The sequence below is a fragment of the Pseudooceanicola sp. HF7 genome (assembly GCF_011806405.1).
In the GTDB taxonomy this organism is placed as follows: Bacteria; Pseudomonadota; Alphaproteobacteria; order Rhodobacterales; family Rhodobacteraceae; genus Pseudooceanicola.
Genome location: NZ_JAATOW010000030.1, coordinates 41,348 through 54,156 on the forward strand (window position 1 = coordinate 41,348; position 12,809 = coordinate 54,156).

A 12,809-nucleotide genomic window follows, 5' to 3' on the forward strand; every position below is an offset into this window, starting at 1 on the left:
GAGGGCGTATGCGCACAGCCCCTGGAGCCGTTGCGCTTTGGCGTCACTCGGGCTCTATCAGGTGGGCAAAGCTGCCGCAGACCCCGCCGTTGCGCAGGCCTATGGGGGGCAGCTGCGTGCCCTCTGCATCGCGCGCGCTGAACAGGGGCTGACCCCGGGCCGAAAGGGTGGAGGCATAGTGGAACTCATGCCCGCGCCAGGGTCCGGCGAAGGGACCGGCGCCCCCTTCCAGCGACCGGTAGCCCAGGTTCAAGCGGCGCTTTGCAAAGCTGGTCTCCAGGCCCAGGAGGCCTGCCATCTGGTGCCGCTTTCCATCGGCATCCACCAGCCCTTCGCCCAGCACCATGTAGCCGCCACATTCGCCGTAGACCTGCGCGGTCTCCGCGCGGCTGCGCAGCGTGCTTAGGAAGCGCTGGTTGGCCGCCAGCCGGCCGGCGTGCAGCTCTGGATACCCGCCGGGCAGGTAGACAAGATCGGCCTCTGGCACCGCGTCATCCACAAGCGGAGAGAAGGGGATCACCTCTGCCCCCGCGAGCTGCCAGTCGCCCAGCTGGTGGGGGTAGGAAAAAGCGAAAGCCTCGTCCTGGGCCATGGCGATGCGTTGCGCGGGCGGGGGCACCAGCACCTCTGGCCCCTCGGGAAGCAGGCGGGCAAGGTCCAGCACCCCTTGCAGGTCAAGACCGCTGCCGAAACCCTCTGCAAGGCAGGTGGCGGCGTTCTCCAGGAAGGCCTCCAGCTCCGGCGTCTCTTCGGCCTGGACCAAGCCAAGGTGGCGTTCAGGAAGCGCCAGGTCAGCCTTGCGGGGCAGGCAGCCCAGCACCGGCAGACCAAGCGGGGCAAGCGCGCGGTGCAACATGCTTTCGTGCCGGGCAGAGCCCACGCAGTTCAGGATCACCCCGCCGATGGTGACGTCGGGATCGAAGCGTGCGAAGCCGGCGACCAGGGGGGCGATGCTCTGGGCCATCTTGCCGGCGTCCACAACCAGCACGACCGGCAGGTCGAAGGCCCGTGCCAGGTCGGCCACGGCGCCGCGTCCCTCTGGGGGGGCGCCGTCGAAAAGGCCCATGGCCCCCTCGATGATCAGAAGCTCCTGCGGCCCGCGACGGGCCAGGGTCAGCAGGCGATCGCGGCGCATCGACCAGGCGTCCAGGTTCAGGCTTTCGGCCCCGCAGGCGGCGGCGTGAAAGCGCGGGTCGATGTAATCGGGACCGGATTTCGCGCCGCGCACGCTGACGCCGTTCCGGCGCAGAAGACGCAGCAGGGCGAGGGTCACCGTGGTCTTGCCCGCACCGGATCCCGGAGCGGCCAGGATGAGACCCTTCATGAGACCTCCGCCGGACGCCCCCGTCCCAGAGGATCCAGGTTGCGCGGTTCCTCGCCGTGAAGCAGCGCCTGCCAGTCCAGCACCTGCCGCATCAGGACCGACCGCCCGATGCAGAGGATTGCGGGCGGTTCAAGGTTGCTGGCGGCGATGTCATCGGCCAGCCGGCCCAGGGTGGTTTCCAGCACCTGCTGTTCGGCCATCGTGGCATTGGTGACCACGGCGGCGGGTTCATCGGCGGGGCGTCCGGCCTCCATCAGCTGATCGGCGATGCGGCGGGCGTGTTTCATGCCCATGTAGATCACCAGCACCTGCGCGCCTTCCGCGATGGCGCGCCAGTTGAGCGATCCCGGCGCCTCTCCGGTCTGGTCATGGCCGGTGACGAAGGTGACCGATTGGTTCACGTCGCGATGGGTGACGGGGATGCCGGCATAGGCCAGCCCGCCGATCCCGGCGCTGATGCCGGGGATGATGCGGAATGGCACGCCATGCTGGATCAGGGTCTGGGCCTCTTCGCCGCCGCGCCCGAAGACGAAGGGATCGCCGCCCTTCAGGCGCAGCACCCGCTTGCCCGCCTGGGCCATGTCCACTAGCTGAAGGGAGATATCCCTTTGTTTCGCCGAGGGTTTTCCGCCGCGCTTGCCGGCATAGACATGCTCTGCCTGCGCCGCCCAGGCTAGGATCTCGGGCGCGACGAGCGCGTCGTAGATCACCACGTCTGCCTGGCGCAGGGCGTTCAGCCCATGCAGGGTCATCAGGCCCGGATCACCGGGGCCGGCACCACAAAGCCAGACCCAGCCGGGCAGCATCTCAGGCCAATCTGCGGGGGGAAGGGGCGAGTCGTTCATGGCGCCATTATGACCAGAAGCCGCAGCCGGGGGAAGAGAGGGCAAGGCGGGTTCCCCCTTGCCGCCGCCGCCCAGCCGCGCTTCACTGGGGGGCCGCCGTTTGGCGGTGGCAGGTAGGGGCCCGGTAGGACCGGCGCGTTGAAAAGGGGTGACATGGGCCAGAGCGCAAGCCGCGATCCGCAGGGCAAGCCAGCCGGGCGGGCAAGGGGACCGGACAGGCCGCTGCGCCGGGGCTGGACCACGGGCGCCTGCGCGACCGCTGCGCTGAAGGCGGCGCTGACCGGGCTCTGGTCCGGGCAGATGCCGGACCGGATCGGGATTCGCCTGCCAAGGGGCGAGGAACCCGTCTTCGAGCTGGCCGAGGCGCGGCTGGGCGAGGGCTGGGCAGAGGCGGCGGTGATCAAGGATGCCGGCGATGATCCGGACGTGACCCATGGCGCGCTGATCCGTACGCGCGTCATTCCGGGCGGCACGGGGATCCGCTTCACCGCCGGGCAGGGCGTGGGCACCATCACCCGCCCGGGCCTGCCACTGCCGCCCGGCGAGGCGGCGATCAACCCGGTGCCGCGCCAGATGATGGAAGAGGTCCTGAGGGACCTGGCCGCCGCCCATGGCAAGGCGCTGGATGCAGAGATCATCGTCTCCATCCCCGGAGGCGAGGCGCTGGCGCAGAAGACCTGGAACCCCCGGCTGGGCATCCTGGGCGGCCTGTCGGTGTTGGGGACCACGGGGATCGTGCGGCCCTTTTCCTGCGCCGCCTGGATTGCCTCCATTCACCGCGGGGTGGACGTGGCGCGGGCAGAGGGGCTGACCCATGTGGCCGGTTGCACCGGGGCCACCTCGGAGCGGGTGGTGCAGGCGCTGCATGGATTGCCGGACCACGGGATGCTGGACATGGGCGATTTCGCGGGCGGGCTGCTCAAGTATCTTTCGGCCCAACCGGTGGCCCACGTGACCATCGGCGGGGGCGTGGGCAAGTTGACGAAGCTGGGACAGGGCGCGGCGGATTTGCACTCCGGTCGCAGCCAGGTGGATTTTTCGGCGCTGGCGCAAGGGCTTGGCCGGCCGGAGGTGGCGGATATGCGCACCGCGCTCGAGGTGCTGGAAACGCTGGGCACGGATTTTGGCGCCCATGTCGCTGAGCTGGCATTGGCAGAGGTGCGCCGCCGCCTGCCAGGGGAAGTCTCTGCCGATGTGGTGGTGATCGACCGGGCCGGGAAGATCGTGGGGCGGGCATGGTAACCTTGGTCCTGGGCGGCACGACGGAGGCGCGGGAGCTGGGGCGCAAGCTTGCTCAGGCGGGTAGGCCCGCCATCGTCTCGCTTGCCGGCGCGGTGCAAAGCCCCGCGCCGCAGCCCCTGCCAATGCGCCTGGGCGGTTTCGGCGGCGGTGCGGGCTTTCGCGCTTACCTGGCAGAGGCCGGGATCACCGCGGTGCTGGATGCCACGCATCCCTTCGCCACGCGCATCACGGAGCGCAGCGCGGCGATCTGCGGGGAACTTGGGATGCCTTATGCGCTGCTGAGCCGCCCGCCCTGGAAGCCTGGGCCGGGCGACCTGTGGACCGAGGTTGCCTCAGCCGCCGATGCCGGGGCGCATATCCCCTTGGGCACCCATGTCTTTCTGGCGACGGGCCGGCAAAGCCTGCCTGATTTCAGCGGCTTGGCCGCGGGTCGCCGCCTGACCCTGCGCGTGGTCGAACTACCCGCGCAGCCCTTTCCCCATGACGGCGCCTACCTAGTGGCGCGCCCACCCTTCACCGCAGAGGCGGAAGAAGCGCTGTTCCGCGAGCTGGGCGTGCAGTGGCTGGTTGCCAAGAACGCGGGCGGGCAGGCGGGCCGGGCCAAGCTGGACGCCGCGCGCCGCCTGGGGCTGCCGGTCCTGATGCTGAGCCGCCCGCCGGTTCCGCCGGGGGTGACCCTTCTTCGCGATGTTGAGGAGGCCTTTGCATGGGTGAACCGCCTGTGATCCTGAGAGATGAGTCGGTCCTGGCTCGGGGCCGGGACTGGCTGGCAGAGCATGACGCTGGTCTCAGGCGCGTGGCCCAGGGCCTGCCGCTGCCGCCGCTGCGCCGCCGGCCCGAAGGCTATGCCACGCTGCTGCAGGCGATCGTGGGGCAACAGGTCTCTACCGCTGCCGCCGCCGCGATCTGGTCCCGGCTGGAAAGCGCCGGGCTGATCACGCCGCAGGCAGTGCTCGCCAGCGGGGAAGAGGGGCTGCGCGCTGCCGGTCTGAGCCGCCCCAAGATCCGCTATGCCCTTGGAATCGCGGGCTCCGGCATGGATTTCGCGGCACTTGCGCAGCTTGGCGATCAGCAGGTGATCGCAGAGCTGACCGCGCTGCCGGGCATTGGCCTCTGGACGGCAGAGATCTACGCCACCACGGCCCTTGGACGGGCTGATATCCTGCCTGCGGGTGATCTGGCCTTGCAGGAGGCCACGCGCCTCCTTTACGGCTTGAACGACCGGCCCGCAGAGGCCGCGCTGCGCGAAAGGGCCCTCCTGTGGTCGCCCTGGCGCGGGGTGGCCGCGCGGATGCTCTGGAGCTACTACCGGGCTGAAAAACAAAGGGAAGGGATCCTGTGACACGCGTTCTGACGGCTGAAAAGAAAGACCCGCTTTCGGGCAGCACCCGCTCCATCGTGGTCTTCCTGCATGGATATGGCGCCAATGGCGCGGACCTGCTGGGGCTGGCGGATCCGCTGGCCGAACACCTGCCGGACACGCTTTTCGTGGCCCCAGATGCGCCTGAAAGCGTGCCGGGCGCGCCGATGGGCTACCAGTGGTTCCCGATCCCCTGGATCGACGGCTCTTCCGAGGAAGAGGCAGAGCGCGGTTTGATCGCGGCTTCAGAAGACCTGAACGCCTTCCTGGATGCGCTGATGGTGGACGAGGACGTGCTGCCCGAACAGGTGGCGCTTTTCGGCTTCTCGCAGGGCACGATGATGGCGCTGCATGTCGCGCCGCGCCGGGACGATCCGGTCGCGGGCATCGTCGCCTTCTCCGGTCGTCTGCTCCGCCCCGACTTGCTGGGGGACGAGGCGAAATGCAAGATGCCCGTGCTGCTGGTCCACGGCGATCAGGACGACGTGGTGCCGCCGCAAAGCCTGCCTGAGGCCGCCGAGGCCCTGCAGGAGGGCGGCTTCAAGGAGGTCTTCGCCCATGTCATGAAGGGCACCGCCCATGGTATCGCGCCGGACGGGCTGTCCGTGGCACTGGCCTTCCTGCGGGATAAATGCGGGTTCTGACAAGGGGTTAGGGGGCCATGCCCCCGCGCCCGATATCCGGGTCAGCTGCCTTCGAACCACAGCCGCGGTTCGGCGAATTCCAGTGAATTGCCGGCCAGATCGCGGAAATAGATCGACCTTGCGCCATTGGGCCAGTGGAAATCGGCCTCTATCGGGATGCCGGCCTCTGTCAGCCGGTCGACCCAGGCGTGAAGCTCTGCCGCAGTCGCGCTGAAGCACAGATGCCCCTGACCCGTGGCCCCGTGGGGCGGGACGGGCAGGTCCAGGTTGGAGCTGCCCTCCAGCGTGCGGGCGGGATCGAAGAGCAGCAGAACGACCTCTCCCAGGCGATAGAAGACATGGCGATCCGGCACGCGGGCGATCTGTTCCAGGCCAAGGATCCCGCCGTAAAATGCCTCTGCCTCCGCAAGGTCGGAGACGTAGAGCGCGGTTTCCAGGAGGGCGGCGGGGGGTGTGCTTTGCTGGGCCATGAGGGGAATGATAGCACGCGCGGAGCGGGTGTCATCCCTGGGGTCCATGGTGGCCCGGGAAGAGCCGCTGCGATTGTCATTTGAGCGTCATGCTGGACGGGTAATGCTTTGGGTGGGTCACTATAGATCATGGGGCTTGCCAGTTAGCTACCGCGATATATAGTCAAGTCATAGCCGGGGCGGGATGTCCCGCTCTGGTGCCGACACGGGCAGACAGGGCGGGAGCGGAGTCGCAAGATGGACGGAGATTTCAGAACAGAATTCGTGAGAGAACCAGCGGCGCTGAGGCAACATCCGGCGCTGGTGCTCAACGCGGATTACCGGCCCCTGTCCTATTACCCGCTCAGTCTGTGGCCATGGCAGGAAGCGGTGAAGGCGGCCTGGCTCAATCGGGTCGACATCGTGGCCGAGTATGACAGCTTCGTGCGAAGCCCGAGCATGCAGATACGGATCCCTTCGGTTGTCGTTCTGAAAGATTACGTAAGACCCCAGAAGCGCGTGGCTTTCACGCGCTTCAATCTTTTTCTGAGGGACGAATTCGCCTGCCAGTACTGTGGCGCAAGGGGCGATCTGACCTTTGACCACGTGGTGCCACGGGCCTCTGGCGGGATCACCAGCTGGGAGAACGTGGTGGCGGCCTGTTCGCCCTGCAACCTGCGCAAGGGGTCCAAGTCGCTGCGCCGCGCGGGCATGTCCCTGCGCAAGCCACCCCGCGCTCCGGGCGCGGAGGAGCTGCGCAACATGGGCCGGAAATTCCCGCCCAATCACCTGCATGAAAGCTGGATGGACTTCCTGTACTGGGATGCCGAGCTGGAGGCCTGAGAGGGCCGTTTGCGCGGGGCACCGTTCCAGGGTTAAGCGGATCTTGCCGATGCGCACGGACGACTCGGGCTAAGAATGCATTTTCCTTGGTTAATCAGGGAATTGGCGGTCATTTCCAACGTCAGTATTACGTCGGTATTACGTCGGTATTACGTCGGTATTACGTCGGTGCGGATGTCGGTATCCGGGCCGGTTAAGGCAGCGCACGGTCAGGAACCGTTAAGACCTGCGCCGACCGCGCCACGGTAACCAGACCCCCGGAAATGCGAAAAACCCCGCCGGCAAGGGCGGGGCTTTCCAGATAGGTCTGGCCTGTCGGGGCCGCGGCCCGGGCTTAGCCCTGGGGCGTCTGGCCGGCGGTCGAACCCGGAACCGGGCTGGTTTTCGGACCGGAGGACAGCGGATCGTCCTGGCGCTGCACGGAGCCTTCGAAATGGGCGCCGCTTTCGATCGCGATGGTCTTGTGAATGATGTCGCCTTCGACGCGGGCGGTCGAGGTCAGGCGGACCTTCAGGCCACGCACGCGGCCGACGATGCGGCCGTTGATCACCACGTCATCGGCGGTCACTTCACCGCGGATGGTGGCGCCTTCGCCGATGGTCAGCAGGTGGGCGCGAATGTCGCCTTCGATGGTGCCTTCCACCTGGATGTCGCCAGTGGTCTTCAGATTGCCCGAGATATGCAGATCGGAGGACAGGACAGAGGCCGGCGGCTTCGCCTTGGGGGCGACAGCGGGCTTGCTATCCTTGGCAGCGTTGGCAGGGGCCGCAGGCTTGGGCGCGGCGCTGTCTGCGCTGTGCGCCTCGGAAGTTTTCGAACCGGGTTCGTTGATTTTGCTCTTAGAAAACATTCTTTGCAGCCTTGATATAGGTCATCGGATTAACGGGTGTTCCGTTCACGCGCACCTCGTAATGCACATGTGGTCCTGTAACACGCCCGGAGGCTCCCATATCACCGATACGGTCCGCGCGCGAGACCTTTTGTCCGACCTTGACGGAGATCCGGGACATATGGGCGTAGCGGGTTTCGATGCCGAAGGCGTGCTGGATCTTCACCAGGCGACCGTAGCCGCTGGACCAGCCGGCGAAGACGACGGTGCCGTCCGCGGTGGCGTAAAGCGGGGTGCCGACGGGCGCGGCAAGGTCCACGCCCATGTGGCTGCGGATGCCGCCGGTCTTGGGGTCGCGCCGCCGGCCGTAGCCCGAGGTGAAGCGGAAGGAGGATTTGACCGGGGTCGCAAAGGGCGCCTTGGAGGCGGCGATCCGGTAAAGGTTGAGCTGGTCCAGTTCTTCAAGGATCGCATTGGCGCGGTCCGCATCCGGGTTGGGCATCTCGCCCATGGTGGAGAAGGAGATCGGCGTCATCGGGCCACCCTGGCCGGAATAGCCGCTGCGCACCTGGTCCAAGATGCTGTCAGGGTTCATGCCGGCGGCGCGGAACATCTTGTCCAGCGGCTCGACAGAGACCTGCATCGCATCTTCGAGCTGGCGGAAGATCGCGTCGTTCTGATCCTCCATCAGGGCGATGCGCTGCGCCATCTCATCGGCCTGCAGCAGGGCGTCCTGGGCGTTGCGTTCGGTCTGGTCGCGCTGCTCTGCGGTGTCCGACAGCGCAGCGCTGAGGAAGTTCAGTGTTTCCTCGGCTTCGGCGGGAAGGGCGGCGCCCTGGCCCTCTGCCGCGGGATCGGTCAGGGCGGTCAGTTCCGCGCGCGCCGTGTCGCGTTCCTTAAGCGTGCGGCGCAGGTTGACCTGGATCACGTCGATGCCGGTCTCAAGTTCCCGCCGGCGCGCTTCGGAGCGCAGCAGTTCCGTCTGCATGTCCGAGACCCGCGCCAGGGCGGAGCTGAAGCGATCCTGGGCCGCAAGGGCTTCTTCCTCGCGCAGGTCGCGTTCGACGGCCATCGCGTTGAGCGAGGCCTGGTATGTCTGTTGGTCGCGCAGCGCCTGGTCCCGGTAGTTCCCGGCGCCGATGGTATCCATCAGCAGGATGGCGGTGGCGATGATCGTCCAGGCCACAAGCGCCGCACTGCCTGCGAAAGCAATGAGTTGCGTCCCGGGTTTGAGGCGGATGAACCGCGTCTCATCTTCGGATCTCAAAAAGAGCCGGCGTTCCGGAAAGTGCCGCTCCAGCAACGCATGGCCGCGAATGGCTAGCCTTTTTCTCACGGAGTCGTGTCCCTTGTCGTCCCAGTCCCCGGCGCCCGGTCAATCAGGTCCCCACCTGCGGCGCCTAAGATGTGTTAGCCGCCCATCGCCCCGGGCGGCAACACTTTTGCCGGCGGATCTTGGCGTGAGGCCGGAATTCCGCCTGTTTTGGCGGCTTTTCGCCTAGTTTCAACGGGAAAACGGCGAAAGTTGGTCGGAATGGCGGGCGTTTGGCTGGCGCAGGCTGAAGTGGTGCGGGGTGGCGTCAGGGATTTGGCAAGGGTTTGGGCGTTGAGGGTTTGGGGCTTGTGGGCGGAGGCAGGTTGGCTAGGTGGGAAGTCGTTCAGCATTGCAGGGTGTAAGTTGAAGAATGGATTTCAAAGCTTTGGAAGTAATATATAATCCCGCCTCAAAAGTGTGTTTCCTTCCCGAATTTCCGCTAGCTCCAAAGCGCGCCGTGAGTATTTCCGCCTCAGCATGAAAAACCGGCGGCAGAGGGGTGTACTGCCGCCGGTTTCTAGAAAGCATTCAATGGGTTGCGGCGCAATCCTGAGAGGTCAGAGCGCCTTGACGGCCTCCAGCACCTCCTGGGCGTGGCCGTCGACCTTGACCTTGGGCCAGGCGCGGGCGATGCGGCCGTCTCCGTCGATCAGGAAGGTGGCGCGCTGAATGCCCATGAAGGTCTTGCCGTACATCTTCTTTTCCTGCCAGACGCCGAAGCCCTCGCAGGCATCGCTGTCCTCATCGGAGAGGAGCGTCACGGAGAGGTCATGCTTGGCAGAGAATTTCTCATGCTTGCCCAAGCTGTCCTTGGAGATGCCCAGCACCTTGGCGCCGGCGGCTTCGAACTCTGCCGCGAGGCTGGTGAAGTCCTTGTTTTCAATGGTGCATCCGGGGGTGTCATCCTTGGGGTAGAAGAAGACGACCACGGGCGCGGGGCGCAGCTGGGACAGGGTAATCGTGCCCCCGGTGGTGGCCGGAAGGGTGAAATCGGGTGCCATGTCGCCACTGGTAAGCATTGAGGAGCCTTTCGCTGGAGTAAACTTCGCTTCCATATTAAGCCGTGCGGAGGGAGAATAAAGCGCATAGCGGCAAGAGGTTCCGGGATTTCCGGGCCCGGCTGTCGCGGGTGCGTGGTACTGGACAGGTGGCGCGGCGGCGTGGTCGGGGATGGCCGGCCTGGCGGGCCGCTTGACCCCGTTGGCGACAGGGACCCCCGGCGCGGGCCGGAGGAAGAGACACAGGATGACGCAAAGGCGGCGCCCGCAGGATGGCGGGCGCGACAGCACCGATAGCGGGGAGGCAGGCGAAAGCCCTGCCAAGGTCGTGCCGATCCGGCCCGACGCCCAGCCGCCTGCGCAAAAGCGCGGCAAGCGGCGGACCCTGCTGCACGGGGCCTGGCGGGGCAGTGTGATGCTGGTGGCCGTTGCTGTCGCCATCTGCGTCAGCGTTGCGGTGCTGCTGAGTGCCATCGTCATCCGGCAGGAACGCCTGGTCGCCCCGGACTGGCTGCGCGCGGCTATCGAGACGCGGCTTGAGACCCAGTTCCCCGGGCTCCGGGTGGATTTCGACGCGCTCAGCCTGGTCTTCGAAGAGGGCAACCGGATGCGCATCCGTCTGGACAACGTGAAGCTGGCGATGACCGACGGGCGCACCTACCTGACAGTCGCGGCCATGTCCGGGGACCTCGCGGCCCTGCCGCTGCTGGAAGGCCGGATCGAGCCGGAGGCGCTGTCGATGTCGGGCCTGCAGCTGCTGCTGCGGCGTAGTGCGGATGGCAGTATCGACCTTTTTTCTGCCGGCGCGCCGGGCTTTGCCGATGCCTCCGAGGCGGGGCGGGACCTGACCACCGCCGTCAAGGAGGTCAAGAGCCTGCTGGCAAGCCCCAACCTGGACCGGCTGGAGCGGATCGAGGCCACCGGGATCACCATCGCCTACGAGGATGAGCGCGCCGGGCGCAGCTGGTCCGTGGACGGCGGCCGGATGGAGCTGGACAAGGACGGACCCCAGATCGCGATGAGCGGGGATTTCGCGCTGCTGGGCGGGCATTCCTATGCCACGGTGATCCGCACCAGTTACGAGACGCAGCTGGACCAGGAGATGGGCGATTTCTCCATCTCCGTCAGTGACGTGCCTGCGGGGGACCTGGCCAGCCAGAGCCCTGCGCTGGCCTGGCTGGGGGTTCTGGATGCCCCGATTTCCGGCGCGCTGAGGATGCCGCTGGAGAATGGCGTGCCGGCGGGGCCGATCAATGCCACGCTGCGCATCGGTGCGGGGGTCCTGCAGCCCACGCCTGATGTTCGGCCGATCCCCTTCACCTCTGCCCGCAGCTACTTCAGCTTTGATCCCGCCGCGCGGATGCTGCGCTTTACCGAGCTTTCGGTCGACAGTGCCTGGATCCATGCGGTCTCCGAAGGGGCGCTGCGGCTGGACCTGCCGCCCGGTGGCCCGGTCGAGATGGTCGGCCAGCTGAACCTGAGCAGCTTAACCGCGGACCTGGGCGCGGCCCAGGCAGAGGCGCTGGCGCTGGAGGGGGCGCTGTCGGCGCCCGCCGGGGAAGAGGCCGCGCAGGAGGCGGATCCCGATGACGCCACCGCCGCCGTGCCGGAGGCGGAAACGGGCGATCCCGCGGAGCGGCTGAACCTGGATTCGGGCCAGATCGACATGCGGCTGCGGTTGGATCCCTTCCGGCTTGAGCTGGGCGCGGTCACCCTGCGCGACGGCGACGTGACGCTGGGCCTGCGCGGCGCGCTGGAGACGAAGGCGGGCAACTGGGACCTGTCGCTGGATGGCAAGGTCGCGGAAATCTCCTCGGCCGATCTGATGGCGCGCTGGCCGGCGGCGCTGGCCCCCAAGCCGCGCAAATGGGTGCGCGAGAACATCCGGGCGGGCCAGCTTGAGAACGTGCAGCTGGGGCTGCTGGCCAGCAATGGCGCGGCCCCGGACCTTTACCTGGGGTTCGAGTTCCGCGATGCCGCCATGCGGGTGGTCAAGGGTCTGCCGCTGATGACCGGCGCGCGGGGCCAGGCCAGCCTGCTGCGCAACCGGTTTGCGGTGCAGGCAGAGGCGGGACAGATCGCGGCCCCGGGGCGCGGGGCGCTGGATGTGGCCGGCACGGCCTTTATCGTGGAGGACACGCGGCAGAAGCCAAGCCCGGGCGAAGTGCGCCTGCATCTGCGTGGCGCGATCCCGGATGCGCTGGCGCTGCTGGATCAGAAGCCCTTCCAGTTCCTGACCAAGGCCGGGCAAAGCGTGGACATGGCGCAGGGGCAGGCCGATTTGCAGGCGGTGGTGAACCTGCCGCTGCGCAAGGCCCCGATCCCACCGGAAGAGATCGACCTGTCGCTCAAGGGCACGCTGAGCAACGTGACAAGCGATGTGCTGGTGCCCGGGCGGACCCTGACCGCGCAGCGGCTGACCGTCGAAGGCACCATGGAGCAGCTGACCGTGGCCGGGAAGGCCGCCGTGGATGGCGCCGCGCTTGAGGGGCAGTGGCAGGGCGGCCTGGGCAAGGCGGCGGCCGGGGGATCGCAGGTCACCGCCAGGGTAACCCTGGATGAAACCTTTGCCGAGGTCTTCAAGATCGGACTGCCCAAGGGCGCGATCACCGGGCGCGGGCAGGGTGACCTGGTGGTGAAACTGGACAAGGAAGTGCCGCCCCGGATGCGTCTGACCTCTGACCTGGCGGGGCTGGGCCTGCGCATCGACGCGCTTGGCTGGCGGCTGTCCGAAGGGGCCAAGGGCGATCTTGAGATCACGGGCACCCTGGATCAGCCCCCGTCCTTCGACCTGCTGAAGCTCGAGGCGCCGGGGCTGAGCGCCAAGGGCTCTGTCGCGCTGAACGCCGATGGCTCCATGCAGGCGCTGAGCTTTGATCGGGTGCAGGCGGGCAGCTGGCTGGATGCGCCGGTGGTGCTGCGTGGGCGCGGCGCGGGCGTGCCACCCGCCGTGGAGATCA

The 12,809-nt window shown here is 67.3% G+C and carries 12 protein-coding genes; 6 read left to right on the plus strand and 6 right to left on the minus strand.

Annotation, left to right across the window (positions count from 1 at the left end; genetic code table 11):
- Nucleotides 1-43 precede the first annotated feature (43 nt).
- Together HCZ97_RS15375 and cobA are read right to left on the minus strand one after the other, a co-directional pair.
- The gene (locus tag HCZ97_RS15375; RefSeq protein WP_167689700.1) at nucleotides 44-1,324 is read right to left on the minus strand and encodes a cobyrinate a,c-diamide synthase; all 1,281 of its coding nucleotides are present in this window, start codon (nucleotides 1,322-1,324) and stop codon (nucleotides 44-46) included.
- On the minus strand, nucleotides 1,321-2,169 hold the full coding sequence (gene cobA / locus HCZ97_RS15380; protein ID WP_167689701.1) for a uroporphyrinogen-III C-methyltransferase: 849 nt from the start codon (nucleotides 2,167-2,169) through the stop codon (nucleotides 1,321-1,323). The genes HCZ97_RS15375 and cobA overlap by 4 nt, the downstream gene beginning before the upstream one ends.
- A gap of 153 nt (nucleotides 2,170-2,322) precedes the next feature.
- On the opposite strand from cobA, the gene HCZ97_RS15385 reads away from it, so the two are divergent.
- Genes HCZ97_RS15385 through HCZ97_RS15400 form a run of 4 tightly spaced genes read left to right on the plus strand, consistent with a single transcriptional unit; the run spans nucleotide 2,323 to nucleotide 5,415 of the window.
- Nucleotides 2,323-3,411: a cobalt-precorrin-5B (C(1))-methyltransferase gene (locus HCZ97_RS15385; RefSeq protein ID WP_167689703.1), complete on the plus strand. Its 1,089-nt coding sequence runs from the start codon at nucleotides 2,323-2,325 to the stop codon at nucleotides 3,409-3,411.
- Nucleotides 3,405-4,136 (plus strand): cobalt-precorrin-6A reductase, encoded by a 732-nt coding sequence (locus HCZ97_RS15390; protein WP_167689705.1) that lies wholly within the window; start codon nucleotides 3,405-3,407, stop codon nucleotides 4,134-4,136. The genes HCZ97_RS15385 and HCZ97_RS15390 overlap by 7 nt, the downstream gene beginning before the upstream one ends.
- The gene (locus HCZ97_RS15395) at nucleotides 4,118-4,753 is read left to right on the plus strand and encodes a DNA-3-methyladenine glycosylase (RefSeq protein ID WP_167689707.1); all 636 of its coding nucleotides are present in this window, start codon (nucleotides 4,118-4,120) and stop codon (nucleotides 4,751-4,753) included. The genes HCZ97_RS15390 and HCZ97_RS15395 overlap by 19 nt, the downstream gene beginning before the upstream one ends.
- Nucleotides 4,750-5,415: an alpha/beta fold hydrolase gene (locus HCZ97_RS15400; protein WP_167689709.1), complete on the plus strand. Its 666-nt coding sequence runs from the start codon at nucleotides 4,750-4,752 to the stop codon at nucleotides 5,413-5,415. The genes HCZ97_RS15395 and HCZ97_RS15400 overlap by 4 nt, the downstream gene beginning before the upstream one ends.
- A gap of 41 nt (nucleotides 5,416-5,456) precedes the next feature.
- Here HCZ97_RS15400 and HCZ97_RS15405 read toward each other — a convergent pair whose 3' ends face one another.
- On the minus strand, nucleotides 5,457-5,885 hold the full coding sequence (locus HCZ97_RS15405; RefSeq protein ID WP_167689711.1) for a VOC family protein: 429 nt from the start codon (nucleotides 5,883-5,885) through the stop codon (nucleotides 5,457-5,459).
- Nucleotides 5,886-6,122: 237 nt separating this feature from the next.
- Here HCZ97_RS15405 and HCZ97_RS15410 point away from each other — a divergent pair, with 237 nt between their 5' ends.
- Nucleotides 6,123-6,707 carry an HNH endonuclease gene (locus tag HCZ97_RS15410; protein WP_167689713.1) on the plus strand — a complete coding sequence of 195 codons (585 nt, stop codon included), beginning with the start codon at nucleotides 6,123-6,125 and terminating at the stop codon, nucleotides 6,705-6,707.
- Between the two features lie 334 nt (nucleotides 6,708-7,041).
- Here HCZ97_RS15410 and HCZ97_RS15415 read toward each other — a convergent pair whose 3' ends face one another.
- The 3 genes from HCZ97_RS15415 to bcp form a co-directional block, all read right to left on the minus strand.
- Nucleotides 7,042-7,557 carry a polymer-forming cytoskeletal protein gene (locus HCZ97_RS15415; protein ID WP_167689714.1) on the minus strand — a complete coding sequence of 172 codons (516 nt, stop codon included), beginning with the start codon at nucleotides 7,555-7,557 and terminating at the stop codon, nucleotides 7,042-7,044.
- Nucleotides 7,547-8,872: a DUF5930 domain-containing protein gene (locus HCZ97_RS15420; protein WP_167689716.1), complete on the minus strand. Its 1,326-nt coding sequence runs from the start codon at nucleotides 8,870-8,872 to the stop codon at nucleotides 7,547-7,549. Before HCZ97_RS15420 ends, HCZ97_RS15415 begins: the two co-directional genes overlap by 11 nt.
- A 536-nt stretch (nucleotides 8,873-9,408) precedes the next feature.
- Nucleotides 9,409-9,870: a thioredoxin-dependent thiol peroxidase gene (bcp, locus tag HCZ97_RS15425; RefSeq protein ID WP_167689718.1), complete on the minus strand. Its 462-nt coding sequence runs from the start codon at nucleotides 9,868-9,870 to the stop codon at nucleotides 9,409-9,411.
- Nucleotides 9,871-10,096: 226 nt separating this feature from the next.
- Between bcp and HCZ97_RS15430 the strand changes: the two genes are divergently transcribed.
- Nucleotides 10,097-12,809: hypothetical protein (locus tag HCZ97_RS15430; protein WP_167689720.1), on the plus strand; the 2,713-nt coding region annotated here is incomplete at its 3' end.